The organism is Halomonas sp. 3H (assembly GCF_024206005.1).
GTDB classification, from domain to species: domain Bacteria; phylum Pseudomonadota; class Gammaproteobacteria; order Pseudomonadales; family Halomonadaceae; genus Halomonas; species Halomonas campaniensis.
The window spans coordinates 617,392-642,598 of the sequence record NZ_CP100360.1 but is presented as its reverse complement, the minus strand read 5'-3'; the positions used below and the strand labels follow the sequence as shown (position 1 = coordinate 642,598).

At 70.6% G+C, this 25,207-nt stretch carries 18 protein-coding genes and 3 tRNA genes; 7 read left to right on the top strand and 14 right to left on the bottom strand.

What is annotated here, in order from left to right:
* Positions 1-123: 123 nt before the first annotated feature.
* On the top strand, positions 124-1,431 hold the full coding sequence (locus NFC98_RS03105) for a peptidoglycan-binding protein (protein WP_254276706.1): 1,308 nt from the start codon (positions 124-126) through the stop codon (positions 1,429-1,431).
* A gap of 141 nt (positions 1,432-1,572) precedes the next feature.
* On the opposite strand, the gene NFC98_RS03100 is transcribed toward NFC98_RS03105, so the two are convergent.
* The 7 genes from NFC98_RS03100 to NFC98_RS03070 form a co-directional block, all read right to left on the bottom strand.
* Positions 1,573-1,648 (bottom strand) — tRNA-Lys (locus tag NFC98_RS03100).
* 30 nt (positions 1,649-1,678) lie between these two features.
* Positions 1,679-1,754, bottom strand: a tRNA-Lys gene (locus NFC98_RS03095).
* 104 nt (positions 1,755-1,858) lie between these two features.
* Positions 1,859-2,710, bottom strand: coding sequence for a 23S rRNA pseudouridine(2605) synthase RluB (rluB, locus tag NFC98_RS03090; RefSeq protein WP_254276705.1), 852 nt, complete (start codon positions 2,708-2,710; stop codon positions 1,859-1,861).
* Positions 2,707-3,582 (bottom strand): SMC-Scp complex subunit ScpB, encoded by an 876-nt coding sequence (scpB, locus tag NFC98_RS03085; protein ID WP_254276704.1) that lies wholly within the window; start codon positions 3,580-3,582, stop codon positions 2,707-2,709. Before scpB ends, rluB begins: the two co-directional genes overlap by 4 nt.
* Positions 3,579-4,457 carry a ScpA family protein gene (locus NFC98_RS03080; RefSeq protein ID WP_254277771.1) on the bottom strand — a complete coding sequence of 293 codons (879 nt, stop codon included), beginning with the start codon at positions 4,455-4,457 and terminating at the stop codon, positions 3,579-3,581. The genes scpB and NFC98_RS03080 overlap by 4 nt, the downstream gene beginning before the upstream one ends.
* Before the next feature lie 299 nt (positions 4,458-4,756).
* Positions 4,757-6,634 carry a DEAD/DEAH box helicase gene (locus tag NFC98_RS03075; protein ID WP_254276703.1) on the bottom strand — a complete coding sequence of 626 codons (1,878 nt, stop codon included), beginning with the start codon at positions 6,632-6,634 and terminating at the stop codon, positions 4,757-4,759.
* 63 nt (positions 6,635-6,697) lie between these two features.
* Complete coding sequence (locus tag NFC98_RS03070) at positions 6,698-7,495, bottom strand: crotonase/enoyl-CoA hydratase family protein (RefSeq protein WP_183334322.1); 798 nt, start codon at positions 7,493-7,495, stop codon at positions 6,698-6,700.
* A 283-nt stretch (positions 7,496-7,778) separates the two neighbouring features.
* Between NFC98_RS03070 and NFC98_RS03065 the strand changes: the two genes are divergently transcribed.
* Positions 7,779-8,279 (top strand): hypothetical protein, encoded by a 501-nt coding sequence (locus NFC98_RS03065; RefSeq protein WP_254276702.1) that lies wholly within the window; start codon positions 7,779-7,781, stop codon positions 8,277-8,279.
* Between the two features lie 78 nt (positions 8,280-8,357).
* On the opposite strand, the gene purL is transcribed toward NFC98_RS03065, so the two are convergent.
* On the bottom strand, positions 8,358-12,350 hold the full coding sequence (gene purL / locus NFC98_RS03060) for a phosphoribosylformylglycinamidine synthase (protein WP_254276701.1): 3,993 nt from the start codon (positions 12,348-12,350) through the stop codon (positions 8,358-8,360).
* A 154-nt stretch (positions 12,351-12,504) separates the two neighbouring features.
* Between purL and mltF the strand changes: the two genes are divergently transcribed.
* A complete protein-coding gene (gene mltF / locus NFC98_RS03055) occupies positions 12,505-13,971 on the top strand; it encodes a membrane-bound lytic murein transglycosylase MltF (protein WP_254276700.1) in 1,467 nt (488 codons plus the stop codon).
* Positions 13,940-15,925: a diguanylate cyclase gene (locus tag NFC98_RS03050; RefSeq protein WP_254276699.1), complete on the top strand. Its 1,986-nt coding sequence runs from the start codon at positions 13,940-13,942 to the stop codon at positions 15,923-15,925. The genes mltF and NFC98_RS03050 overlap by 32 nt, the downstream gene beginning before the upstream one ends.
* Position 15,926: 1 nt before the next feature.
* Here NFC98_RS03050 and tadA read toward each other — a convergent pair whose 3' ends face one another.
* Positions 15,927-16,385, bottom strand: a complete 459-nt coding sequence (gene tadA, locus NFC98_RS03045; protein WP_254277770.1) for a tRNA adenosine(34) deaminase TadA — start codon at positions 16,383-16,385, stop codon at positions 15,927-15,929.
* 85 nt (positions 16,386-16,470) lie between these two features.
* Between tadA and NFC98_RS03040 the strand changes: the two genes are divergently transcribed.
* Entirely contained in the window at positions 16,471-17,295 is an 825-nt protein-coding gene (locus NFC98_RS03040) for an acyl-CoA thioesterase II (protein WP_254276698.1), read from the top strand.
* A 36-nt stretch (positions 17,296-17,331) separates the two neighbouring features.
* Positions 17,332-17,407: transfer RNA gene (locus NFC98_RS03035), tRNA-Thr, on the top strand.
* Positions 17,408-17,486: 79 nt separating this feature from the next.
* On the opposite strand, the gene NFC98_RS03030 is transcribed toward NFC98_RS03035, so the two are convergent.
* The gene (locus tag NFC98_RS03030) at positions 17,487-17,873 is read right to left on the bottom strand and encodes a hypothetical protein (RefSeq protein ID WP_254276697.1); all 387 of its coding nucleotides are present in this window, start codon (positions 17,871-17,873) and stop codon (positions 17,487-17,489) included.
* 59 nt (positions 17,874-17,932) lie between these two features.
* Positions 17,933-18,802, bottom strand: a complete 870-nt coding sequence (locus NFC98_RS03025; protein WP_254276696.1) for a bifunctional nuclease domain-containing protein — start codon at positions 18,800-18,802, stop codon at positions 17,933-17,935.
* 158 nt (positions 18,803-18,960) lie between these two features.
* Between NFC98_RS03025 and NFC98_RS03020 the strand changes: the two genes are divergently transcribed.
* A complete protein-coding gene (locus NFC98_RS03020; protein ID WP_254276695.1) occupies positions 18,961-22,491 on the top strand; it encodes an EAL domain-containing protein in 3,531 nt (1,176 codons plus the stop codon).
* A gap of 25 nt (positions 22,492-22,516) precedes the next feature.
* Here NFC98_RS03020 and NFC98_RS03015 read toward each other — a convergent pair whose 3' ends face one another.
* The 3 genes from NFC98_RS03015 to NFC98_RS03005 form a co-directional block, all read right to left on the bottom strand.
* Positions 22,517-23,269 (bottom strand): SDR family NAD(P)-dependent oxidoreductase, encoded by a 753-nt coding sequence (locus tag NFC98_RS03015; protein ID WP_254276694.1) that lies wholly within the window; start codon positions 23,267-23,269, stop codon positions 22,517-22,519.
* A 143-nt stretch (positions 23,270-23,412) separates the two neighbouring features.
* On the bottom strand, positions 23,413-24,690 hold the full coding sequence (locus NFC98_RS03010) for a Y-family DNA polymerase (RefSeq protein WP_254276693.1): 1,278 nt from the start codon (positions 24,688-24,690) through the stop codon (positions 23,413-23,415).
* On the bottom strand, positions 24,687-25,145 hold the full coding sequence (locus NFC98_RS03005; protein WP_254276692.1) for a LexA family transcriptional regulator: 459 nt from the start codon (positions 25,143-25,145) through the stop codon (positions 24,687-24,689). The genes NFC98_RS03010 and NFC98_RS03005 overlap by 4 nt, the downstream gene beginning before the upstream one ends.
* Positions 25,146-25,207: the final 62 nt, after the last annotated feature.

Genomic DNA, 25,207 nt, shown 5'->3' with positions numbered 1-25,207 from the left:
TCCGTGCTCGGCCTGCGTTGAGACAAGCGAGACACGCGGGAAGCGAATCTAGGGGCAGGGCCGCACGGTGAGGCCCGGAGACGGTCGGCCGACGGGGCCGCCCACGTCCACAGGAGGTGTCCCGTGATCATCAAAGGTGTCGTGCTCCTGCTGCTCCTGTTCGTTCATGCCGGACCGGCCAGTGCCGATTACGCCGAGGCCATGCGCTACTACGAACGGCAGGAGTACCGCCAGGCACTGCAGGAATTCAGCGCAGCGGCGAGAGGCGGCGATGCCGATGCGCAATACATGCTGGGCCGCCTGCACGAGACCGGCAGCGGAACGCCTCAGGACTTCGTTCAGGCCCACCAGTGGTACAACCTGGCCGCGGCTCGCGGCCACCGCCATGCCGCCGAGGCCCGCGAGTCCCTGACCCGACGCATGACGGCCGGGCAGATCGCCGAGGCGCAACAGGCGGCACGAGCCTGGCAATTGGAACAGGCGCCTTCACGTTCGACACCGACCACGCGGCCCGACATCGAGACCCTGTCGAATCGGCAGGGCGTAGCCGAGATACAGCGCGAGCTGAATCGGCTCGGCTATGATGCCGGCCCGGTGGATGGCGCCATGGGACGCCGGACCCGAAACGCGATACGCGAGTACCAGGCCGACAGCGGCATCTCCCAGGACGGCCATGCCACCGCCGACCTGCTGCAGCGCCTGCGTCAGACGGAGAGGGAAGCGGTGACGGCGAGCTCACCGTCACGGCCAACGGCCTCGCCTCGCGTCGTCCTGCAGGATGACTTCAGCGACGGGGACTACCGTCATGATCCGTCTTGGACGGTGCTCAGCGGCGACTTCGAGATCGATGACAACGGATTGCGCAGCATCGTGGCGGCACCGCAGGCGGGCGGCCGCGAATCACGCACGCTCAGCGCCGAGCGGCCGGAGGAGATCGGCCTGGCCATGCTGGAGCTGATCCTCGAGCAGTCGGGCAGCATCAGGCGCGACGAGGCCCCCATCCCCCCGGAGCCGGCGCGCATCTTCGTCAATGCCCCGGTCGACAATGCCTTCAGGATGGAGCTGCAGCTGGCCTCTCGCCAGCGGACGGGCAGCCTGGAGCTGGGGCTCTTCCAGGGCGATCGGCCCGATGGCGCCGGCTATCGACTGGTCTACGCGCCCGGCGCACGTCCGGGGCTCAGCCTGGTCAGGATCACCTCCGCAGGCGTCGAGGTGATTGCCCGCCACCAGGAGCGCCTGGACCTCGAGGACGGCCGATTCCACCGCATCGTCTGGACCCGTGACGGGAACGGAGAGATGCAGGTCCACGTGGATGACCAGCGCCTGCTGCGCGTGCAGGACACGGGGCTTGGCGATCGCTTCCAGGGCTTCGTGCTGGCCAACCGGGGGGGCGACTATACCCTCGACCGAGTCCGACTCGAGGCGCGATGAGCCCTCTTGCCCAGGCTCGGCGGTGGTCCCCGATCATGCCCCCCGGCCCGAGGGTGAACGCGGGCCGCCCATGCAACAAGAAGATGCATCAAGAAAAAGCGCCGCCGCTTCCAGGGAAGCGGCGGCGCTTTTCGATATGACTGGTGGGTCGTGTAGGATTCGAACCTACGACCAATTGGTTAAAAGCCAACTGCTCTACCAACTGAGCTAACGACCCGGTGCTTGCGAACAAGCATACAGGTTCGGATGGTGGGTCGTGTAGGATTCGAACCTACGACCAATTGGTTAAAAGCCAACTGCTCTACCAACTGAGCTAACGACCCGTCCGAACGGGGGCAGATATTACTGATTCACCCCCGCACTGGCAAGGACTTTTTTGCCTTTTGTCGCACTCGCCGCGCCACCCGCCACGGCAGGATGGCGAGCCCTAGCGGCGCGCCCGGGGCTTGCGCATGGCCTGCACCGGCTTGCGCTTGTGCTTGTCGCGGCTCCAGCGGTTCTTCTCGTCGGGGGTCAGCTCCGGCACCTTGCGCGCGGGCAGGCCGGCGGTCTCCGCCAGGTCATCGATCTCGTCCTGGGAGAGCTCCACCCACTCGCCGGCCTTGGCACGCTTGTCGAGGAAGATGTTGCCATAGCGAACCCGCTTGAGGCGGCTGACGGTGAGCCCCTGGGACTCCCACAGGCGGCGCACCTCACGGTTGCGGCCCTCCATGATCACCACGTGGAACCAGGTGTTGATCCCCTCGCCGCCGAACTCCTGGACGTCGGTGAAGCGCGCCGGGCCGTCCTCGAGCATCACGCCCTCGACCATGGCCACCACCTGCTCCTTGGTCACCTCGCCCATGACGCGCACCGCATACTCGCGCTCCACCTGGGTGGAGGGGTGCATCAGCCGGTTGGCGAGCTCCCCGTCCGTGGTGAACAGCAGCAGGCCGCTTGTGTTGATGTCCAGGCGGCCGATGGCGATCCAGCGCTCGCCCTTGAGCCGCGGCAGCCGGTCGAAGACGGTGCGGCGCCCCTCGGGGTCCTTGCGGGTGCAAAGCTCGCCCTCGGGCTTGTTGTACATGATCACCCGCCGGGGTACCTCCTCGGCGCCACGCAGGGTCACCGGGCGACCGTCGAAGGTCACCCGGTCACGCATCTCGATGCGGTCGCCGAGGGTCGCCACCTCGCCGTTGACCCTGACCCTGCCATCGGCGATGGCGGTCTCCATCTCGCGGCGGGAGCCCAGCCCGGCGCGGGCCAGGACCTTCTGAAGTTTTTCGCTGGTCGTGCTCATCGGTCATCGTTCTCACTGGGTGTGGATTCCGCCCCCGGCGCAGCGTCATCGTCGACGCGGCTACGGGCACGTTCGGACAGGCGAGCCTCGAGATCGGCGAAGCTCAGGCCGGTCCGCTCTGACGCCGTCCCGGCGTGGTCATCGTCGGCCGTCCCGGCCGTCGGTTCGAAGCGCTCGAAGGCGATACCGTCCGCCTCGCGCGCCTCGGGGTCGTGTCGTTTACCGTCGTCCTCCGCCGAAGAGGCCGCTTCCTCGTCGTCCGGAGGGACATCGGCCTGGGCCAGCAGCGCCTCCTGGGGTGGCGGTGGCGCTTCCTCCTCGAAGGCCGGTTCGTCGAAGGACTTGAGCTCGTGCATCGGCGGCAGTTCGTCGAGGGTCTTCAGGCCGAAGTCGTCGAGGAAGCCGCGCGTGGTGGCATAGACCGCCGGGCGTCCCGGCACGTCGCGATGGCCCACCACGCGGATCCAGCCGCGCTCGAGCAGGGTGCGCATGATCGAGCCGCTCACCGTGACCCCACGCACCTCCTCGATGTCGCCGCGGGTCACCGGCTGGCGATAGGCGATCAGCGCCAGGGTCTCCAGCAGCGCCCGGGAGTAGCGCTGGGGGCGCTCGTCCCACAGCCGCGAGACCCAGGCCGAGAGGCGCGGGCGGATGCGCAGCTGGTAGCCCGAGGCGGTCTCGATCAGCTCCATGGCGCCCCGCTCGTGGCGCAGGCCCAGGCGCTCCAGCGCCTCGCGCAGGGCACGCCGCGGCGGGCGCTCGTGGTCGTCGAAGAGCCCCTCGAGCCGCTCCAGGGCCAGCGGCTCGCCGGCGGCCAGCAGCGCCGCCTCGAGGATCTCGTCCAGGGCCTCGGGATATTCCATCGCGGTCATGGGTAGCGGCTCCCCCCGCCGTCGTCGTCCTCGAAGGCGCTCTCGCCGCCCTCGCCCAGGTCATCCAGCTCGCCGGCCTCGAAGGCCCCCGCCTCCTCGCCCATCGGGGCGCGGGCGCGCACATGGATCGGCGACAGGGGCACATTCTGCACGATCTCGATCATCGCCTCCTTGGCCAGCTCGAGGATCGCCATGAAGGTCACGATCACCCCGGCGCGCCCCTCCTCCAGGGTGAACAGGGACTCGAAGGGGGTGAAGTGCTCGTGGCCGAGCCGCTCCATGATCGCCAGCATGCGCTCCCGCGTCGAGAGCACCTCGCGGCTGATCTGGTGGCTCCGGTTGAGTTCGGCGCGCCGCAGGATCCCCGCCAGGGCGCCCAGCAGCTCGTCGAGCTCCACATCGGGATGGATCACCCGCGACTCCAGCGGCGGCAGCGCGGCACGCGCCGGGAACCAGTCGCGCCCCAGGCGCGGCAGCTCGGCCAGCGACTCGGCGGCATGCTTCAACCGCTCGTACTCCTGCAACCGGCGAATCAGCTCGGCCCGCGGGTCTTCCTCCTCGTCGTCCCCGCCCTCCTTGGGCGGACGCGGCAGCAGGGTCCGCGACTTGATCTCGGCCAGCATCGCCGCCATCAGCAGGTACTCGCCGGCCAGCTCGATCTCCATGGCCTTCATCAGCTCCACGTACTCGATGTACTGCCGGGTGATGGCGGCCACGTCGATGGCCAGGATGTCGAGGTTCTGGCGGCGGATCAGGTAGAGCAGCAGGTCCAGCGGGCCCTCGAAGGCCTCGAGGAACACCCGCAGCGCCTCCGGCGGGATGTAGAGATCCTCCGGCAGCTCGGTGATCGGCTCGTCGAACAGCCGCCCGAGCACCTCGGCCTGCCTGGCCGCGGCGGCGGTTTGCTCGGGACTGGCGGTGTCGGGGGTGGCGCTCACGCAGCGTGCCTCTCCGGGGACGCAGGATCAACGGGGCAGTCTAGCAAGAGCAGGGCGCCGGAGACAGTTCTGACGCCGCTTCTGCCGACATGCCGCCAGCGCTCGAGGCTATCCCGGCGACAGGCCTTCAGGGAGGCGCTGTGAATACCTCCCTGTACGCTACCGACGCCATCCATGGCGTAGGACCTCCCTTTCGGCCTGTCCCCGGCGCCTCTCGCTCGGACCGTGCATGCCTGCTACTCAGCCTCGCTGGCCTTGCGATAGCGCCCGACATAGTCGAAGAGCTTCTCGCGCACCTGCCAGTGGCGGCCCACCTTCCTGCCCACCACGAAGTCCGGGTGGCGCAGGCGGCGGCGCTCGGCAATAACCTCTTCCGGCGTGGCGGGCCGAAAGGGCACCCCCGGCGCCCGCAGATGGTCGCGCAGGAAGGCCGCGGCGAAGGCGGCGCGCTGGGCCGGGGTCTCCAGGGCAAACCACTCGGCCAGTGTCACGCCATCCTCGTCATGATAGGTCACCTTGAGGCGCGGCAGGCCGCGGCCGTTGACGGTGGCCTCGAGCTGCATGCCGGACACCCGCAGCACCCGGGCGTCGCGCAGGCGCAGCGCCGCCTTGAGCTTGTCATCGGCGTCCACCAGCAGGGTCTCGCAGCCGTGGCAGCGCCGGGCGGCGATATCGTTCTCGGCGCCGCAGTCGCCGCACACCTTGAAGCGAAAGCGAAACGAACATTGCTCCATCGCCGTCGTTGGTGGTTCTGGCCCAGCGGCTTGCGGGCGGGTCGGATCGCGATAGTCGGAGGTTGAATTGACGCTTTTCGCGCGGGGTCGGGCGCGACGAGAAAGAACCAGCCCCTGGCAGCGGCGGCCGAAGTGCTCGATCACCAGCTCCCCGTCGCGCTTTCCCCAGAAGAGGTTGGCGTGGCCGCAGGCGGGGCACGCGACCTGCACCGGCTCGCTGTCGGAGGCGGGCCTCGGGGAGCCTACCTCCGGCGCATAGAGATCCCAGGGGTTACCGGCGTAGTCGAGGATCAGGCAGTCACGCTTGCCGGGCGAGAGGCGCAGCCCGCGGCCGACGATCTGCTGGTAGAGGCTGACCGACTCGGTGGGGCGCAGGATGGCGATCAGGTCCACATGGGGGGCATCGAAGCCGGTGGTCAGCACCGCCACGTTGACCAGGTACCTGAGCTCGCGGGCCTTGAAGGCGGCGATGAGCCGCTCGCGCTTGGCGGAGGGGGTCTCGCCGGTGACCAGCGCCGCCTCGCCCGCCGGCAGGTAGCCGAGGATCTCCTCGGCGTGGGCCACGCTGGCCGCGAAGAGCATCACCCCCTGGCATTCCCGGGCGCGCTCGACCACCTCGGCGATGATCCCCGGCGTGGCGCGGTGGCCCGCCACCACCCGGTTGAGCTCCTCCTCGCGGAACAGGCCGCTCGTCCCCGGCGTGAGCGCCGAGAAGTCATATCTCTCCACCGCGGCATCGATGCGCCGCGGCTCGGCCAGGTAGCCCTGCTTCACCATCAGCCGCAGCGGCTGCTCGAAGACGCAGTCGCGGAAGAAGCTGTCCGCCTCGCCGCGCACCATGCCGTGGTGGTGACGGTGGTAGATGAACCCCTGGCCCAGCCGGTAGGGCGTGGCGGTGAGGCCGAGGATCTTGAGGCGCGGATTGGCCGCGCGCAGGTGGTCGATCACCTGGCGATAGCTGGAGTCCTCGGCCGGGGACACCCGGTGGCACTCGTCGATCACCAGCAGGGTGAAGTTGCCATCGTCGAAGCGATCGAGGCCGCGCACCACCGACTGCACCGAGCCGAACACCACCTGGCGGCCGCTCTCCTTGCGCCCCAGGCCGGCACTGAAGATGTCGGCCGCCAGGCCATAGGCCTGGTACTTGGCGTGGTTCTGTTCCACCAGCTCGCGCACGTGGGCCAGCACCAGCACCCGCCCCCGAGCCAGGCGCGCCAGCTCGGCGATCACCAGGGACTTGCCGCTCCCGGTGGGCAGCACCACCACGGCGGGATCGTCCGAGCCGCGAAAGTGGCTCACCACCCGACGCACCGCCTCCTGCTGGTAGGGACGCAGGGAGGGCGGCGCGACGGGCGGCGGGGGAGCAGCGGGAGCGGGCATGCAGGGTCCGGAATGGCGTGACGAGCGGCCATCTTAGCGGGACATGGCGCCGCCGTCAGGGCCTCAGGGGAAGCGCGGCGGCCGGCCGGCCAGCCGTGCCGCCACCGCCTCTCGCTGCTCCTCGCCCCCCAGGAGGCCGCGCTGCAGGCGGGCCTCCAGCGCCAGCCGCTCCCGCGGCGTCATGCCCGGCGCCAGGGTGAAGAGCTCGCCGGCCGCGGCCACCGCCCGGGGCGAGCGGGCCGCCACGGCGGTAGCGATGTCGCGCGCCGTGCGCTGCGGGTCGTCGGCCAGCCGGGTCGCCAGCCCGAGCGTCACGGCCTCCTCGCCGGCGACCTTGCGCCCCGTCCAGGCCAGCTCGCGCAGCACGTCGCCGCGAATGTCGCCGGCGGTGACGCTGATCCCCATGTCGGGAATGATGCCCCAGACGATCTCGAGCAGCGCCAGGCGCGCCTCGGGATGGACCACGCGGATGTCGGCGCCCAGCGCGATCTGCAGCCCACCGCCGTAGACATGCCCGTGGAGGGCCGCGATCACCGGCACCCCGGCCTCGCGCCACCCCAGCGCCAGGCGCTGCACCGGATTGATGCCGGCCTCGTCGGGCTCGAGCAGCGACGGCAGCCGCGCCGGCTGGTCCATGATGGCGCCCATGTCCAGGCCCGCGCAGAAGCTGTCGCCCTCTCCGGCCAGCACCACGGCGCGCAGGCCATCGAGCTCGGCCAGGCGACGCTGGGCCGCCAGCAGCCCGTCGATCATCGCCCAGTCCAGGCCGTTGTGGGCCCGGGGGCGGGCCAGGCGAACCTCGGCCACCGGGTGGTCGATCTCCAGGGTGACCCGCTCATGGAACCGCTCGGTCGCTGCCATTGGCTTCTCCTTGAATCCGGTTATCGGCAGTGTGACCGGCGTGCCGACCATTTTCAAACGATCGTTTCGATCCCGGCGACGCCCTTCCGGGAGACGCCGGCCCGCCCGCCGCCGCCGAACGGCCTCGACCGGACGGTCAGCAAACCGACGACATTGCCGACAGCCCGCGTATGAGATCGGCACTTCGTGGGCGAGACCGGCAGAAACTTGATCCCGGTCATGTCCGGCGGCGCTAACCTGCTGGAGCATGCCTCTTCCCACGCCCCCAGCAGAGGAGACCGCCATGACGACAAGTCCAACCCGCGGCACCCCCGGCCTGCTGCCCGAGGAGCTCCTGGCCCTCGCCGGCAACCATGAACACGCCGAGCTCGAACGCTACCGCGGGCTCGCCTTCCGTTTCCTGGCCTTCAGCAGCGCCGCCAGCCGGCTGATGGCCGCCCTGGGCATCGAGTGCGAGATGCGCCTGTCGGGCCTGGCCCGGGCCGCGCGCCGCCTGGGCCTGGACGCCCCCGGCAACGCGGCGGCCGGGCCCCTCGCCGTGCCGGCGGCGTCACCGCCGGGCCTGATCAGCAGCCTGGAAATGGCGCGCGGCGCCCTGTCCCAGGCCATGATCGATGCCGCCGTCTCCCACCGGCTCTATGCCCGGCTCGGCGAGCTCGGCGCGGCCTCCTCCCTGGGCCGCGAATTCACCGCCATCGCCCGCCAGAAGCAGGCGGAGCTGGCCATCCTGCGCGAGCACTGCCTCGAGAGCGGCACCGGGGAACGACAGCGTCACCGCGCCTGACCGGCGACACCCCACCCTCGAAACGACGGGAGGCGGCCCGAAGGCCGCCTCCCGTGTCGCCTGCCGCAGGGCGCTCCCTCACCCCAGCCAGACCCGCGCGTTGCGGAACAGCCGCATCCAGGCACCGTCCTCCGTCCACTCCGCCGGACGCCAGGAGTTGGTCACCGCCCGCACCACCCGTTCGGGGTGGGGCATCATGATGGTGACCCGCCCGTCGGAGGTGGTCAGGCCGGTGATGCCGGAGGGCGAACCGTTGGGGTTGGCCGGGTAGCGGGTGGTCACCTGGCCGTAGTTGTCCACGTAGCGCAGGGCCACCTGGCCGCTGCCCTGGAGACTGCGCAGGTGGGCGCTGTCACGGAACTCGCTGCGCCCCTCGCCATGGGCCACGGCGATGGGCAGGCGCGACCCCTCCATGCCGGCCAGCAGGATCGACGGGCTCTTCTCCACCTGGACCATGGCGACCCGGGCCTCGAACTGCTCCGACTCGTTGCGCACGAAGCGCGGCCAGGCCTCGGCGCCGGGGATCAGGTCCTTGAGCTGGGCCAGCATCTGGCAGCCGTTGCAGACGCCCAGCGAGAAGCTGTCGCCACGGGCGAAGAAGGTCGCGAACTGCTCCCGGGCCCGCTCGTTGAACAGCACCGACTTGGCCCAGCCCCCGCCGGCGCCCAGCACGTCGCCGTAGGAGAAGCCGCCGCAGGCCACCAGCCCCTTGAACTCATCCAGCGATACCCGGCCTTCCAGGATATCGCTCATATGCACGTCTACCGCCTCGAAGCCGGCACGATCGAAGGCCCAGGCCATCTCCACCTGGCCGTTGACCCCCTGCTCGCGCAGCACCGCCACCGCGGGCCGCGCGGAGTTCACGAAGGGGGCGGCGATATCCTCGTCCACCTCGAAGCTCGGGGTCGCGGAGAGGCCCGGGTCGCGGTCGTCGAGCAGGCCGTCGAACTCGCTCTTGGCACACTCGGGGTTGTCGCGCAGCGCCTGCATCCGGTAGCTGGTCTCGGCCCAGGTGCGCTGGGTGAGCAGCCGGGTGGTCTCCAGCAGCGGCTCCTCGAAGAGGGTCACCCGCACCTGGTCGTCGTAGCGCGGGCGGGCGATGACGCCGCAGGTCTCGAGGCCGGCGGCGGCGAACTGGGCCAGCACCGCCTCGGTGTGCTCACGGTTCACCTGAATCACCGCCCCGAGCTCCTCGGCGAACAGCGCGTTCACCGCCTCGGCCGGCTCGTCGATCAGCCAGTCGAGCTTGATCTCCAGCCCCGCGCGGGCGGCGAAGGCCATCTCCAGCAGGGTCACCAGCAGGCCGCCGTCGCTGCGGTCGTGGTAGGCGAGCAGCTTGCCCTCGGCGTTGAGGCCCTGGATCACCGCGAAGAACGCCTTGAGATCCTCCGGGTCGTCCAGGTCGGGGCAGGCGTCACCCACCTGGCCGTAGACCTGGGCCAGGGCCGAGCCGCCCAGGCGGTTCCGACCGCCCCCCAGGTCGATCAGGATCAGGTCGGACTCGTCCTGCTCCAGGTTGATCTGGGGGGTCAGGGTCTTCATGGCATCGGTGACCGGGGCGAAGCCGGTGACCACCAGGGAGAGCGGCGAGGTGACGCTCTTCTCCTCGACCTCGCCCTTCCCTTCACCCGAGCCGGCCTCCTCCTGCCAGGCGGTGCGCATGGACATGGAGTCCTTGCCCACCGGGATGGCGATGCCCAGCGCCGGGCAGAGCTCCATGCCCACGGCGTGGACGGCGTCGTACAGCGCCTGGTTCTCGCCGGGGTGGTCGGCGGCGCTCATCCAGTTGGCGGAGAGCTTGATGTCGCCGAGCGTCTCGATGGGGGCCGCGGCCAGGTTGGTGATCGCCTCGGCCACCGCCAGGCGGGCGCTGGCGGCGGGGTCGATCAGCGCCACCGGGGGGCGCTCACCCATGGCCATGGCCTCGCCGGCATGGGTGTCGAAGCTGGCCGTGGTCACCGCCACGTCGGCCACCGGCACCTGCCAGGGGCCGACCATCTGGTCGCGGGCCACCTGGCCGGTGATGGAGCGGTCGCCGATGGTGATCAGGAAGCTCTTGGAGGCCACGGTGGGCAGGCGCAGCACCCGGTCCATGGCCTCGCGCAGGTCGAGGTTGTCGAGCATCACCCCCGACAGCGGGGTCGTCTCGCGCTGGAACTCGCGGGTCATCTTCGGCGGCTTGCCGAACAGCACGCTCATCGGCAGGTCGACGGGCCTGCTGTCGAAGTGGCCGTCGCGCACCTCGAGGTGGTGGGCCTCGCTGGCCTCGCCGACCACCGCGTAGGGGCAGCGCTCGCGACGGCAGAGGGCATCGAAGGTCTCGAGGTCATCGGGCGCCACCGCCAGCACGTAGCGCTCCTGGGCCTCGTTGCACCAGATCTCCAGCGGGCTCATGCCGGGTTCGGCGTTGGGCACCGCCCGCAGGTCGAACAGGCCGCCGCGGCCGCCGTCCTTGACCAGCTCCGGCAGGGCGTTGGAGAGACCGCCGGCGCCCACGTCATGGATGAAGCGGATCGGGTTGCCCTCGCCCAGCGCCCAGCAACGGTCGATCACCTCCTGGGCGCGGCGCTCGATCTCGGGGTTGCCGCGCTGCACCGAGGCGAAGTCCAGGTCGGCGCTGGAGGCGCCCGAGGCCATGGAGGAGGCCGCGCCGCCGCCCAGGCCGATCAGCATCGCCGGCCCGCCCATCACGATCAGCTTGCCGCCCACCGGGATCTCGCCCTTCTGGACGTGGCCATCGCGGATGTTGCCGTAGCCGCCGGCGAGCATGATCGGCTTGTGGAAGCCGCGGCGCTCGATGCCGCCCGCGCCCAGCGCATCCTGCTCGTAGCTGCGGAAGTAGCCGGCGAGGTTGGGGCGGCCGAACTCGTTGTTGAAGGCGGCGCCGCCGATGGGGCCCTCCAGCATGATGTCCAGCGCCGAGACGATGCGCTCCGGCTTGCCGTAGTCGAAGGCCTCCCAGGGCTGCACGAACTCGGGGATGCGCAGGTTGGAGACGGTGAAGCCGGTCAGGCCCGCCTTGGGCTTGCCGCCGATGCCGGTGGCGCCCTCGTCGCGGATCTCGCCGCCGGCGCCGGTGGCCGCGCCCGGGTGCGGCGCGATGGCAGTCGGGTGGTTGTGGGTCTCCACCTTCATCAGGATCTGGATCGGCTCCCGGGAGGTGCCATAGACGGCCCGCTCGCCGGCCTGGCCGGTCAGCGGCGTCGGGAAGAAGCGACCCGCCTCGGAGCCCTCGATCACCGCGGCGTTGTCGCTGTAGGCGGAGAGGATGTTATCCGGCGAGGCCTGATAGGTGTTCTTGATCATCTTGAACAGCGAGTGGCTCTGGGCCTCGCCGTCGATCACCCAGTCGGCGTTGAAGATCTTGTGGCGACAGTGCTCGGAGTTGGCCTGGGCGAACATCATCAGCTCGACGTCCGCCGGGTTGCGCCCCAGGTCGCGGAAGGCGTCGACCAGGTAGTCGATCTCGTCATCGGCCAGCGCCAGGCCCAGCGCGGCATTGGCGGCGACCAGCGCCTCCCGGCCGCCCTCGAGGATATCGACGCTGCCCAGCGGCGCCGGCTCGTGGTGGGCGAAGAGTGTCGCCGCGTCAGAGGCGTCGGCCAGCACCGTCTCGGTCATGCGGTCGTGCAGGGCCGTGCGGATGGCCTCGAAGGCCTTCTCGGAGAGCATGCCCTTGAGCCTGACCCGGTAGGCGATCCCGCGCTCGATGCGCCTGACCTGCATCAGGCCGCAGTTGCGGGCGATGTCGGTGGCCTTGGAGGACCAGGGCGACTGGGTGCCGATGCGCGGCACCACCAGGAACAGCTGGCCCTCGGCGCGTGACGCCTCGTCACGTTCGGCACCCTGGCCGTGGGAGCCCCGAACTTGAGAACCCTGAATTTGAGAACCATAGTCCAGCAGCCGCTCCAGCACCGCCAGGTCGTCACCGGCCAGCTCGCCGTCATGGTCGATGAAGTGCACATACTCCGCCTGCAGCGACTCGACGTCGGCAACGGTGTCGCGCAGGGCGGCCAGCAGCTTGGCATGACGGAAAGCGGAAAGGGCGGGCGCGCCACGCAGTTCGAGCATGTCTTGGAGCCTCTGAAGCAGGAAAGATCGGGGCCGCGGCCTGCGGCAACGAGCGCACATGATACTGGAAAGCGCGGGTGGCGAGAAATCGCACGGATGACAGCCGCGCCTTCGCTGGTTATGGTGAGGGGTCCTGTTGCCGTGCCGCTGCCGAATGTCCGCCGCCCCCTCTTCCCCCTCGCGCCGCCGCTGGCGCGGCGTCGCCGCCCTGGCCGCCACCCTGTTGCTCGGCCTGGTGCCCGGGCGCTTCGGCGTGCCCGATGGCCGCCACCTGGCGGAGGTGCTGGCCCGTGACTTCCTCAGCGTGCATACCCGCAACACCCCCACCACCTACTACGAGGGGCGCCAGGGTCCCACCGGCTTCGAGTACGAGCTGACGCGGCGCTTCGCCGCCCACCTCGGGGTCAGCCTGACCCTGGAGGCCGACCACAACATCGAAAGCGTGCTGGCGGCGGTGCGCCGCGAGGGCGACCTGGGGGCCGCCGCCCTGCCGCTGGAACCGGGCACGCCCGGCGTGATCTTCAGCCGGCCGATCCTCGACCTGCAGCCGCTGCTGGTCTATCGCCGCGGGCTGCCACCGGTGACGTCGATGGAGGACCTCGCCGGCCTCACCATCGGCACCCTCGCCGGCGCCGGCACCGACCGGGTGCTGCGCGAGCTGCGAGCCGACCACCCCGGGCTCACCTGGCAGGAGTCGGGCGAGCTGGAGGTGGCCGAGCTGCTGCGCTGGATCGAGGACGAGCGCCTCGATGCCGCGGTGATCTACGACCATCAGTTCCGCCTCAACCGGCTGTTCTTTCCCCGCGTGGAGCGCGGCTTCCTGCTTGGCGACCCGCTCTCGATGGCCTGGGCCTTCCCGGCCGGCCGCGGCCTGGGACTGGTGGAGGCCGCCAACCGTTTCCTGGAGACGCTTCGCCAGGAGGGCGAGCTGGAGCGGCTGGTGGCGCGCTACTTCGGCCACGACGACTACCTCGAGTACGTCGGTGCGCGGACCTTCATCCAGCACGTCCACCACCGGCTTCCCGACTACGCCGAGCTGTTCCGCGAGGCGGCCCGCGAGACCGGCTTCGACTGGAAGCTGCTGGCCGCCCTGGGCTACCAGGAGTCGCACTGGGACCCCGAGGCCACCTCTCCCACCGGGGTGCGAGGCCTGATGATGCTGACCAATGCCACCGCCGGCGACCTCGGCGTCGACGACCGCCTCGACCCGGTACAGAGCATCGAGGGCGGCGCACGCTACCTCCGCGAGCTCAAGGATCGCCTGCCGGAGTCGATAACCGGAGAGGACCGTCTGTTCATGGCCATGGCCGCCTACAACGTGGGGCTGGGCCACCTCTACGATGCCCGACGCATCACCGAGCAGCGCGGCGGCGACCCGGACCGCTGGGCCGATGTCCGGGAATCGCTGCCCCTGCTGCAGGAGCGGGAGTGGCACAGCCAGACCCGTTACGGCTATGCCCGGGGCGGCGAGCCGGTGATCTACGTGCGCAACATCCGTCGCTACCACGAGATCCTCAGCTACGTGGATCGCAGCCAGCAGCAGTTCTACCTGCTCAATGCGCGAATGCCCGACATGGAAGAGAGCGATGATGCCCTACTGTCCCCCGCGCCAGGCCCGTGATCGCCCGGTGAGCTCCCGGGCCACCGGACTCAGTCTGGCGGCACTGCTGGGGGCCGTGATCGCCCTGGGCCTGGCGGCCACCGGCCTGCATGGTTCGGTCTCGACCGCACTGCCGCTGTGTCTCGGCGCCCTGGGCCAGCTGGCCTGGTACCGTCTCGGCCCTGTCGCCTCTCGCGTCCTGCTGTGGCCCGCGCTGGCCCTGCTGGGCGTCGCCCTGGCCAGCTACCTGCTGCCGGAGCACTGGCTGCCCCACGCCCACTGGGACCGCCTGGCCGACCAGCTGAGGGCCGGCAGCCTGCTGGTGGACTGGCGCCCCCCGCTGCTGCCGACCCTCTGCCTGACCGCCCTGCTGCTCAGCCTGGCGGTCCGCACCCGAGCGAGCCTCGGCGCGCCGATGCTGCTGGGCATCGCCGGGCTGCTGCTGCTGGCCCAGCTGGCGGAGACCCTGCACCCGCCGGGACTGCTGCCCCTCGCCGGCACCTGGCTCGACCTGGCCATCCTGCTGGGCCTGCTGCTGGGCCAGGTCATCGATGCCGGCGAGGCCTGGAAGCAGCAGACCGCCCGCCTGAGCCGTGCCTGGTGGCCGGGTCTGGCGCTGGCCCTGCTGAGCCTGCTGTTCTGGCACCATCAGAAGACGCTGGTCGAACGCGAGCTCGTCGACCGGGTCGGCCAGCAGCATGTGCAGCTCGCCCAGGACCTGTCCCGGGAGATCGATGACCACCTCGCGGCCATGCGCCGCTTCGCCAATGTCTGGCGCCTGACGCCCGTGGCGCCCGGCGCCACGGCGTGGGCCACCCAGGCCGCTCCCTATCAGCGTGACTACCGCTACTTCCTGAACATCGCCTACATCGACCCCACCAGCCGCATCCAGCTGGTGCATCCGCCGACGGCCCTCAACCTGCAGGTGATCGGCTCCCGGCTCTTCGATGCGCAGCCCGCCGGCCGCGAAGCGGTCACCCGGGCCCTGCGCGAGGGCATGGAGGGGCGCACCGACATCATCGAGCTGCTGCAGGGCGGCCCGGGCATCATCCACTACCTGCCGATCTTCCTGGCCGCCGAGTCCCGCCCCACCGGCGCCGCGGCCATGGTGGTGAGCCTGCCCGCCCTGGCCGAGACCCTCTTCGCCAGCAGCGATCCCGGGGAGGCGCAGCTCAGCCTGACCCGTGGCGGCGAGCGCCTCGCCCACCGGCCCGCCGCGGCGCGGCTGGGGCCCTGGCAGCAGGAAGCCGAGCTGGACCTCTCCGGCATCCCCGTCAGGCTGCTGGCCACGCCCACCCTCCCCCGCCTGCTGGGCGACCTGCCGCGCCAGCCGGTGGTCAGCCTGGCGGTCGGCCTGCTGCTGGCCCAGCTGCTCTACCTGGTGCTCTTCTCCCAGCAGCAGATGGCCAGCCAGCACCAGGCGGTGCGACGCACCAACCACGAACTGCGCCGGGAGATCACCGAGCGCCACCGGCTGCAGCAGGAGGTCGAGTGGCTGGCCGGCCATGACGAGCTGACGGGACTGCCCAATCGCCGCACCTTCATGGCGGCGCTGGGCGATCACGACCCGCACCGGCCCATCAGCGTGCTGCTGTGCGACATCGACCACTTCAAGCGGATCAACGATCGCCTGGGACACCTGGAGGGTGACCGCTGCCTGGTGGAGATCGGCCGGCTCGGTCGGGAGGTGATCGAGGCCGCGGGCGGGCTCTTCGCCCGGCTGGGCGGCGAGGAGTTCGTGGTCTCCCTGCCGGGTCGCGATGAACGGGAGGCCATGCAGATCGCCGAGGCCCTGCGCGCGGCCGTCGCGGCCAGCGGCCTGGCCCACGCCGATGGCCGCCCCCTCACCGTCAGCATCGGGGTCGCCACCGGCGCCCCCGGCCCCCTGCGGGTCGACGACCTGCTGAACGCCGCCGACGAGGCGCTCTACCGGGCCAAGGCCGCCGGCCGCAACCGGGTCGTGGCGGCGCGCTGATTCAGTCGCCGCGCCGCTCGGCGAAGAACGCCTGGAGCAGCTGGGTGGCGCGGGAGGCCAGCACTCCGCCCTCGACTTCGACCCGGTGGTTGTACCAGGGCTGGGCGAAGAGATTGGCCTTCGACTCGACCATGCCGCTGCGCGGCTCGGCGGCGCCATAGACGACCCGCGCCAGGCGCGCGTGGATGATCGCCCCGGTGCACATCAGGCAGGGCTCCAGGGTCACGTAGAGGGTGCAGCCATCGAGCCGGTAGTTGCCCAGCCGCGCGCCGGCATCGCGCAGCGCACGGACCTCGGCATGGGCGCTGGGGTCATGCCCCGATACCGGGGCATTGAAGCCGCGACCGACGATCTCGCCGTCGGCATCGACCACCACGGCGCCCACCGGCACCTCGCCGGCGGCCAGCCCCTCCCGGGCCTGGTCAAGTGCCCGGTGCATGTAGAATTCGTCACTGCGCAACGCCACGGACTCCCTGTAGACTGGCATGAAACGTTCGTATGAGATCGCCGGGCACCCGATGCGCCGGCCCCAGGAGACCCCGATAATGACTGACGCCCTGAACGACCTGGTGGGCCTGCTCGGCCTCGAGACCCTGGAGGAGAACCTGTTCCGCGGCGTGAGCCAGGACCTCGGCCTGCCCCAGCTGTTCGGTGGCCAGGTGCTGGGGCAGGCCCTCTCCGCCGCCAGCCAGACCGTCGACCCCGTGCGGCGGGCCCACTCGCTGCACGGCTACTTCCTGCGTCCCGGCGACCCTCACCGCCCGGTAGTCTATCAGGTGGATGCCGTCCGCGACGGCGGCAGCTTCACCACCCGGCGCGTCACCGCCATCCAGAGGGGGCGGCCGATCTTCTTCTGCAGCGCCTCCTTCCACGGCGAGGAGGCGAGCATCGACCACCAGACCGAGATGCCGGACGTCGTCTCCCCGGAACGCCTGATCGAATCCGGTGCGCGGCTGGCACGCTTCGACAACCATCCCATCGAGTTCCTGCTCGACAGCGAGGCGTGGGAAGCCGGCCAGCCGGCCCGCAAGCGGGTCTGGTTCCGCCTGCGGGGCGAGCTTCCCGACGACCCCGCCCCGCACCGCAACCTGCTGGCCTACAGCTCCGACTTCAACCTGCTGACCACCGCCCTGGTGCCCCACGGCCTCGACTATCGCGACCCGTCGCTGCAGATCGCCAGCCTCGACCACGCCATCTGGTTCCACCATGAGGTCCGCGTCGACGACTGGCTGCTCTACGACATGGACAGCCCCTGGGCCGGCGGCGCCCGCGGCTTCGCCCGGGGCAGCCTCTACGACCGCCAGGGACGCCTGGTGGCCTCCACGGCCCAGGAGGGACTCACCCGGCTTCGCCATCCCGCCGGGGGCTAGCCCCAACGGCCACGGCAGCGCTACCATCGGCGCAGGGCCGCAATAGCTCAGCTGGCAGAGCAACGCATTCGTAATGCGTAGGTCGGCGGTTCGAATCCGCCTTGCGGCACCACAAAACTCAATGAAAACGGCCACCTGGCGACTCGTCGCGGTGGCCGTCTTGCGTCTGGGGCTCCCGGCGCCGGAGCCCCTCAGAAGTAGCCGATCAGCCGCATGCAGTGCGGGCGGATGGTCAGGTAGGCCTCGCGTACGTCCGCCTCGCTCGGCCGGTCGGTCATGCGCACCTGGTCCGCCGCGGTGTAGTGCGTCTCGCCGATGGTCAGGTCGACCTCCCCGGCCGGGAACTCCGCCTCGCTGAAGGGCATGGGGCGCAGGGCCGCGAGGCGCTGGCGGGAGTCGCCGATGGCCGTATGCATCGCCATGTACTCGTCCTCCTGCAGCCAGTGGCCCGTCAGCCGGTCGCAGGAGAGCAGCTCGCGGTGGTGGGCTTCCAGCCTGGCCAGGTCGGGGTCGGTGGGCGCGTCTCCCGCCAGGGCGGGCTCGCCGAGCAGGGCGGCGACAATCAGTGATTCCAGCATGGGCTCTCCTTGGTGACCGGCCCATTCTTGCCCGTCCGCCAGCGGCTGCCAAGTCCCGCTCAGGCCTCCAGCCGCGGGGCGCGCCGCCGTGGGGCAGGCTCAGGCACCTCGGTGGAGAGCTCGATCTCGACGGCCTCGCCCTGCTGCCAGAAGCGGACCCGGGCATCCTCGCCCTCGGGGGTGTCGCGCACCAGCTCCAGGAAGCGCAGCGGGGTGCGCGGCGTCTCGCCGTTCACCTCGAGCAGCATCGCCCCCGGCACCATGCCGGCCTCGCGGGCCGCCCCGCTCACGTCGCTGACCAGCAGCCCCGGTGCATCGGGCAGCCCCAGGGCCTCGCGCAGGTCCTCATCCAGGGGCGTCACCGCGATCCCCAGGGCCACCACCACCTGGTCCTCGATGCCCTCGTAGTCGATCTGGCGGGCGGCCTCCAGCACCTCGGGAGCCACATGGATGCTGGCCCCGGCGGTGACCGCCAGGGCGATGGCATCGCTCGGCCGGCTGTCGATGCGCAGCGGGGCATCGTCGCCCTGCCGGCGCAGCTCCAGCATGCCGAGGAAAGTGCCATCGACCAGCGCATCGATATAGATCCGCTCCAGGCGCACCGCGATGCCGTCGAGCACGTCGCCGAGCAGTTCGTGGGTCAGCGGACGGCGCGGACGATCACCGGCCAGGGCACGCAGGATCGCCCTGGCCTCCACCGGGCCGATGAAGATCGGGATCACCTCCCGGGCGCCCGGCTCGCGCAGCAGCACCACTGGCACGCTGCCCATGCCGGCCATGCCCACGGTGGCCACCTCGACCTCCACCATGGCGTCGGGCGCCACGGCCAGTTCGCGTGCAGCTGCCGGCGCAGGCGCCGCGGCCAGCAGCAGGGCCAGGCCCAGGGGCACCAGCAGGCGCCGCCAGGAGAACGGGGGGGATTGTGGCATGGCGAGGCTCCTCGATGGCTGCCCTGTCAGGATGGCAGCCGCGGCGCCCCGCCGCCATGCGCGAGCTCCCAAGCGTGTAATGGTCCCCATGACGCCTCATCGCTTTGCCGGTACTCTGCCGTGTGAATGCGCTCCATCACACAGGACCCAGGGCATACATGGCAGTGAAGCGAATCGCTCGCCAACCGGGCATCGTCTGGCTGATCGTGGCGGCGGGCATCGGGCTGTCGCTGCTTGCCACTCACCAGGCCTACCGCAACGCCGAAGCCTCGGCGCAGGAACAGTTCCGCTTCGCCGCCGACCAGGTCACGCTGAGGATCGAGGAGCGCCTGTCTGCCTACGCGCTGGTGCTGCGGGGAGCGGCGGGGCTCTTCGATGCCTCGGAAGAGGTGGACCGCCAGGAATGGCGCACCTACTTCGACAAGCTGCGCGTCTCCGACGCGGTCGCCGGCGTGCAGGGGGTCGGCTTCACGGTACGACTCTCTCCCGAGGCGCTGTCCCGCCATGAAGCCGAGGTGCGCGCCGAGGGCTTTCCGGACTACCGCGTCCACCCGCCCGGCCCTCGCGACACCTATACCGCGATCGTCTACCTGGAGCCCTTCGAGGGCCGCAACCTGCGCGCCTTCGGCTACGACATGTTCGCCGAGCCGGTTCGCCGCGCCGCCATGGAGCAGGCCCGCGACACCGGCATGGCGGCGCTGAGCGGCAGGGTCATGCTGGTTCAGGAGACCGACACCGACATCCAGCCCGGGACCCTGATGTATGTGCCGGTCTACCGGCAGGGCACTCCGATCGATGGCATGGCCCAGCGCCGCGAAGCGCTGATCGGCTGGGCCTACAGCCCCTACCGCATGCACGACCTCATGGAGGGTATCCTCGGCGACTGGGAGCAGCGCGACGGCCTGGCCGTGGGCCTGCGCATCTATGACGGCGACAGGGAGACGGCGGAGCACCTGCTGTTCAGCAACAAGTCGAGTTCCCGCCCTTCCGGCGCGACGCCCTTCCAGCAGCAGCGCCTGATCGAGTTCAACGGCACGCCCTGGCGGCTGGTCTTCGACCATCTGGCTCCTGGCGAGGCCATCACGGCCCGAGCCGCCTGGATGACGCTCGCCGGGGGCCTGATCATGACCGCCCTGCTCGGCGCTCTGGTGCTCTCCCTGTCGGCCACGCGATCCCGCGCCCTGCGCATGACCGAGGCGCTGACGCAGACCGTTCACGAGCGCGAAACCGAGCTCGAGTCGCTGCTGGCTCGCCTGCAGACCATCGCCGACCGCGTTCCCGGCGTGGTCTACGAATACCGCCTCTTCGCCGATGGGCGCTCCTGCTTCCCCTACGCCAGCGACGGCATGCAGCAGGTCTATGGCGTTGCCCCGGAGGCGCTGACGGAGGACGCCAGCCCGGTCTTCTCGGCCATCCATCCGGACGACCTGGACGCCGTGGCGACCTCGATTCAATACTCCGCCAGGACCCTCACGCCCTGGCGCCACGAGTACCGGGTCATCCTCCAGGAAGGCGCCGAACACTGGCTATTCGGCGACGCCCTGCCTCACCGCGAGCCGGATGGTTCCACCACCTGGTACGGCGTGATCAACGACATCACCGAACGCAAGCAGTCCGAGATCGCCCTGCGCCGTGCGCACATGGAGGCTGAACGCTTCCGCGAGGCGCTCGACCACGTGGGCTCCTTCATCTACATGAAGGACCGCGACTCCCGCTACACCTTCGCCAATCGTGCCACCCTGGAACTGTTCGGCTGTACGGCCGAGAGCCTGCCCGGCAGCGAGGACGCCCGCTTCTTCTCCAGCGATATCGCACGTCGCCTGCGCAAGATCGACGTTCGCGTGCTGAACGGCGAGCCAACCACCGAGGAGATCAGCGTCCACGACGGGACCGGCCGCCGGCGCGTCTACCTGGAGGTCAAGACGCCGATCCGCGAGGACGGCACGAACGGCAACATCATCGGCCTGCTGGGCATCTCCACCGATATCACCACGCTCAAGGAGCATGAGCGGCAGCTCGAGCACCTGGCCCACTACGATCCCCTGACCGGCCTCCCCAACCGCGTGCTGCTGGCCGACCGCCTGACCCATGCCATGGCCCAAGAGCACCGCCAGGGGCGTCACCTGGCCGTGGTCTACCTCGACCTGGACGGCTTCAAGCACATCAATGACCGTTACGGCCACGCCGCCGGCGACCAGCTGCTGATCAGCGTCGCCCAGCGCATGAAGGGGGTCATGCGCGAGGGCGATACCCTCTCGAGGCTCGGCGGTGACGAATTCGTGGCGGTCCTGCAGGACCTGGCCGACGAGTCGGTCGCCACCGGTCTCTTCGAGCGCCTGCTCCACGTCGCCTCTCAGCCCGTCTGGCATGAGTCCCATGCGCTGCGGGTCACCGCCAGCCTCGGCGTCAGCTTCTACCCCCAGGCCGACCCCGTCGAGGCGGACCAGCTGCTGCGCCAGGCCGACCAGGCCATGTACCAGGCCAAGCTCGCCGGCAAGGGTCGCTATCACCTGTTCGATGCCGAACGCGACCGCTCGATGCGCAGCCATCACGAGACCCTGGAGCGTATCCAGCAGGGCCTGCAGGAGGGCGAGTTCCGGCTCCACTACCAGCCCAAGGTCAACATGCGCACGGGCGAGACCATCGGCGTCGAGGCGCTGGTGCGCTGGCAACACCCCACCCGGGGGCTGCTGCCGCCGGCCCAGTTCCTGCCGGTGATCGAGGAGCACCCGCTGTCGGAGGCGCTCGGCGAGTGGGTGATCCGCACCGCCCTGGCCCAGGCGGCCGCCTGGCGCCTGGCGGGGCTCGACCTGCCGGTGAGCGTCAACGTCAGTGCCCGGCAGCTCCGCCAGCGAGACCTGGTGGCCCGCCTCAAGCGGCTGCTGGGCGACCATCCCGACCTGCCCCCCGGCGCGCTGGAACTGGAGGTCCTGGAGACCAGCACCCTGGGTGACCTGGCCCAGGTCTCGAACCTGCTGGAAGGGTGCCGCCAGATCGGCGTCCAGGTCTCCCTGGACGACTTCGGCACCGGCTATTCGTCGCTGACCTACCTGAAGCGCCTGCCGGCGAGCATCGTCAAGATCGACCAGAGCTTCGTCCGCGATATCCTCGACGACCCGGAGGACCTCAAGATTCTCGATGGCGTATTCAGCCTGGCGACCGCGTTCGACCGCCAGGTGATCGCCGAGGGCGTGGAAACCGTTCGTCATGGCGACATGCTGCTGCGCGTCGGCTGCGAACTGGCCCAGGGATACGGCATCGCTCGCCCCATGCCCGCGGAGGCCATTCCCGGCTGGCTCCACGACTGGCGGCCCCCGTCACACTGGGCCGAGCTGCCCACCGTGGATCACGCGTCCAGGCCGCTGCTCTATGCCGGCGCCGAACACCGCAGCTGGGTCCGGCAGATCGCGTCGGGGCTGACCTCGGAGGCCCCCGAACGCCCTCCGCTCGATGCCTCACGATGTGGATTCTGCCAGTGGCTCGTCCCGCTGCATGACGCCATGGGGTCGGAGATCGAGCGGCTCGATCGCCTGCACCGGCAGGCACACCGGCTGGCGGCGGACCTGTTTGCGCTGCATGACGCCGGCGAGGGGAAACAGGTCATCGACAGGCTGCCGGAGCTCTATGACCGGCGCGACGCCCTGCTGGTGGAGATCGAGCGCCTGCTCGGCTGCCCCTCGGCCGGCTGACGCTCTCGGGCGCTCGCCAAGCCCCTCAGGACTTGCCGGCGGTGAAGCCGCCATCGACCATCAGGTGGGCCCCGGTGACGAAGCTGGCCTCGTCGCTGGCCAGGAACAGGAAGGCGTTGGCGATCTCCTCGGGCCGTCCCAGGCGGCCGATCGGATGCAGGCTGATCAGCCCCTGCAGCAGTTCGTCGTCCAGCGCCTCGAGCAGCGGCGTGTCGATGTAGCCGGGGCCGATGGCGTTGACCCGCACGCCCTTCGGCGCCGCCTCGATGGCCAGGGTGCGGGTCATGTTGACCACCCCGCCCTTGGCGGCGGTGTAGGCGGCGGTCTGGGACTGGCCGAACACGCCGAGGATGGAGGCGCAGTTGACGATGCTGCCGCTGCCCTGGCGATACATCACTCGCAGCGCGGCCCGGGCCACCCGGAAGACCCCGTTGAGGTTGATGTCGATGATGCGCAGGAACTCGTCGTCGGTGACCTCGTCGGAGGGCGTGACGCCGCCGATGCCGGCGTTGTTGAAGACCGCATCCACCCCGCCGAGCGCTTCCACCGTCTCGGCGAACAGGCGGTCGACCTGGGCGGTGTCGGTGACGTCGCACGCCATGAACAGGCAGCGCCCGGCATGCTCGCCGTCCAGCGCCGCGGCACGCTGCGCTCCACCGCTCTCCCCGAGGTCGGCGATGACTACGCTGGCTCCCTCCTCGAGGCAGCGCTCCACGCTGGCCAGGCCGATGCCGCTGGCCCCGCCGGTGACGATGACGTTCTTTCCCTGCAGACGCATGGGTGACTCTCCTTGGCGGCTCGCCCGAGGGTCGGGCGAGACGGTTGTCGATGAGGCGCCGGGTGCCCGGAGCACCCGCCGGCCTTCAGTGTAGCGAATCCGCTCCCCGCCGCGAGTCCCTGCCCCTTCCGACAGCACCTTCTTCAACCGGTCTTGACCCGCATCAACTCGTCCCAGCGCGTGGTGTAGCGGGGCGTGCGCCGCTCGCAGCGCAGCGTCCAGGCGTTGCCCTCGCGGGGCAGGCCGAAGCGCACCGTGTCGCGGCCCATCTCGCGGTTGAGCCGGTCCAGGGTGGCCATCAGCCGCTGGCTGCGACCGCGCACCGCCTCGTCCCGCGGGGTCTCCAGCAGCGACAGCTGGCGACGCCCCGCCTCCACCAGGTCGAGCAGCATCACCCCGCACTTCTGGTAGCGATAGCCCTCGAGGAACAGCGCCTCGAGCCCGCGCCGCGCGGCCGCGAGCAGCACGCGGCTGTCGTCCGTGGGTGCCGCCAGCGGCACCACCACGGCGTTGCGGTACTGGGGCTCGCCGGCCAGGAAGGGATTGGTGCGCACGAAGACCTGCACCGCCCGCGCCAGGCTGCCCTGCCGGCGCAGCTTCTCCCCCGCCCGGGCCGCGTGCTGGCGGACCGCCTCCCGCAGGTCGACCACGTCGGACGCCAGCCGCCCGAAGGAGCGCGAGACCAGGATGCGCTGGCGCGGCGCGCCCATGTCGTCCAGGGCGATCGACGGCTGGCCGCGCAGCTCCCAGACGAGCCGCTCCATGACCACCGAGAAGCGGCTGCGCACCCAGCGGGGGTCGGCCTCGCGCAGCTGCCAGGCCGTCTCGATGCCCATCAGCGCCAGCCGCTCGCCGCTGCGCCGGGCCACGCCCCACAGCTCGGTCACCGGCCAGGTCTCGAGCACTCGGCGGGTCACGGCGCCATCCGCCTCCAGCCGGCAGACTCCCTCGAAGGCCGGCTCGCGCTTGGCCAGGTGGTTGGCCACCTTGGCCAGCACCCGGGTCGGCGCCAGTCCCACCCCCACCGGGATGCCGGTCCAGCGCCGCACGGTATCGCGCAGCCGGTGGCATCGGGCCTCGAGCCCCGCCGACGGGAAGCCCTCGAAGCCGACGAAGCTCTCGTCGATGGAGTAGAGCTCCACGTCCGGCGAAAACTCCGCCAGCACCTGGTTGACCCGCCGCGACATGCCGCCGTAGAGCGCATAGTTGCTGGAGAGCAGCACCGCCTGGCGGCGCACCGCCGGCGGCAGCAGGTGTAGCGGCGCCCCCATGGCCACGCCCAGCGCCTTGAGCTCCTGGGAGCGCGCCACCACGCAGCCGTCGTTGTTGGAGAGCACCCCTACCGGCCGCCCCGCCAGGCGCGGGTCGAAGGCCCGCTCGCAGCTCACATAGAAGTTGTTGCCGTCCACCAGGGCGATCATGGCGACCGCCCCAGCAGGTCGTGCACCACGTGAGTGACCACGCCCCACACCTCGCACTCGCGCCCCGCCAGGGGGATCGGGGCGAAGCGCGGGTTGCTGGCCACCAGGCAGACATGCCCGCCGCGCCGCTCCAGGCGCTTGACGGTGGGCTCCCCCTCCAGGGCGATGACGATCACCCGGCCGGGCAACGGCTCGAGGCTGCGATCCACCACCAGCAGGTCGCCGTCGTGGATGCCGTCGCCGACCATGGAATCGCCCTCGGCGCGCACGAAGTAGGTGGCGGCCGGACGCTTCACGACGTAGGCGTGGAGGTCGACCTCCGCCTCCAGGTGGTCATCGGCGGGACTGGGGAAGCCGGCCCGCACCCGGCAGCCCATCAGCGGCTGGACCCGGCCGCCCCCCTCGCGGGCGGCTCGGCCGAGGACGCGCACCGGCGTCCGATGAGAGAGCGACATGGGCACCTCCGACAAATACTGTAATTTCATACAGTATCCAGCAGCCGAAAACGCTTGGCAAA

What these genes read in the sequence shown, in the direction of transcription:
- rluB (WP_254276705.1), bottom strand. Translation starts at nt 2,710, where the DNA reads ATGAGCACGACCAGCGAAAAACTTCAGAAGGTCCTGGCCCGCGCCGGG.
- scpB (WP_254276704.1), bottom strand. Translation starts at nt 3,582, where the DNA reads ATGACCGCGATGGAATATCCCGAGGCCCTGGACGAGATCCTCGAGGCG.
- NFC98_RS03075 (WP_254276703.1), bottom strand. Translation starts at nt 6,634, where the DNA reads ATGCCCGCTCCCGCTGCTCCCCCGCCGCCCGTCGCGCCGCCCTCCCTG.
- NFC98_RS03070 (WP_183334322.1), bottom strand. Translation starts at nt 7,495, where the DNA reads ATGGCAGCGACCGAGCGGTTCCATGAGCGGGTCACCCTGGAGATCGAC.
- NFC98_RS03065 (WP_254276702.1), top strand. Translation starts at nt 7,779, where the DNA reads ATGACGACAAGTCCAACCCGCGGCACCCCCGGCCTGCTGCCCGAGGAG.
- purL (WP_254276701.1), bottom strand. Translation starts at nt 12,350, where the DNA reads ATGCTCGAACTGCGTGGCGCGCCCGCCCTTTCCGCTTTCCGTCATGCC.
- mltF (WP_254276700.1), top strand. Translation starts at nt 12,505, where the DNA reads ATGTCCGCCGCCCCCTCTTCCCCCTCGCGCCGCCGCTGGCGCGGCGTC.
- NFC98_RS03050 (WP_254276699.1), top strand. Translation starts at nt 13,940, where the DNA reads ATGCCCTACTGTCCCCCGCGCCAGGCCCGTGATCGCCCGGTGAGCTCC.
- NFC98_RS03040 (WP_254276698.1), top strand. Translation starts at nt 16,471, where the DNA reads ATGACTGACGCCCTGAACGACCTGGTGGGCCTGCTCGGCCTCGAGACC.
- NFC98_RS03030 (WP_254276697.1), bottom strand. Translation starts at nt 17,873, where the DNA reads ATGCTGGAATCACTGATTGTCGCCGCCCTGCTCGGCGAGCCCGCCCTG.
- NFC98_RS03025 (WP_254276696.1), bottom strand. Translation starts at nt 18,802, where the DNA reads ATGCCACAATCCCCCCCGTTCTCCTGGCGGCGCCTGCTGGTGCCCCTG.
- NFC98_RS03020 (WP_254276695.1), top strand. Translation starts at nt 18,961, where the DNA reads ATGGCAGTGAAGCGAATCGCTCGCCAACCGGGCATCGTCTGGCTGATC.
- NFC98_RS03015 (WP_254276694.1), bottom strand. Translation starts at nt 23,269, where the DNA reads ATGCGTCTGCAGGGAAAGAACGTCATCGTCACCGGCGGGGCCAGCGGC.
- NFC98_RS03010 (WP_254276693.1), bottom strand. Translation starts at nt 24,690, where the DNA reads ATGATCGCCCTGGTGGACGGCAACAACTTCTATGTGAGCTGCGAGCGG.
- NFC98_RS03005 (WP_254276692.1), bottom strand. Translation starts at nt 25,145, where the DNA reads ATGTCGCTCTCTCATCGGACGCCGGTGCGCGTCCTCGGCCGAGCCGCC.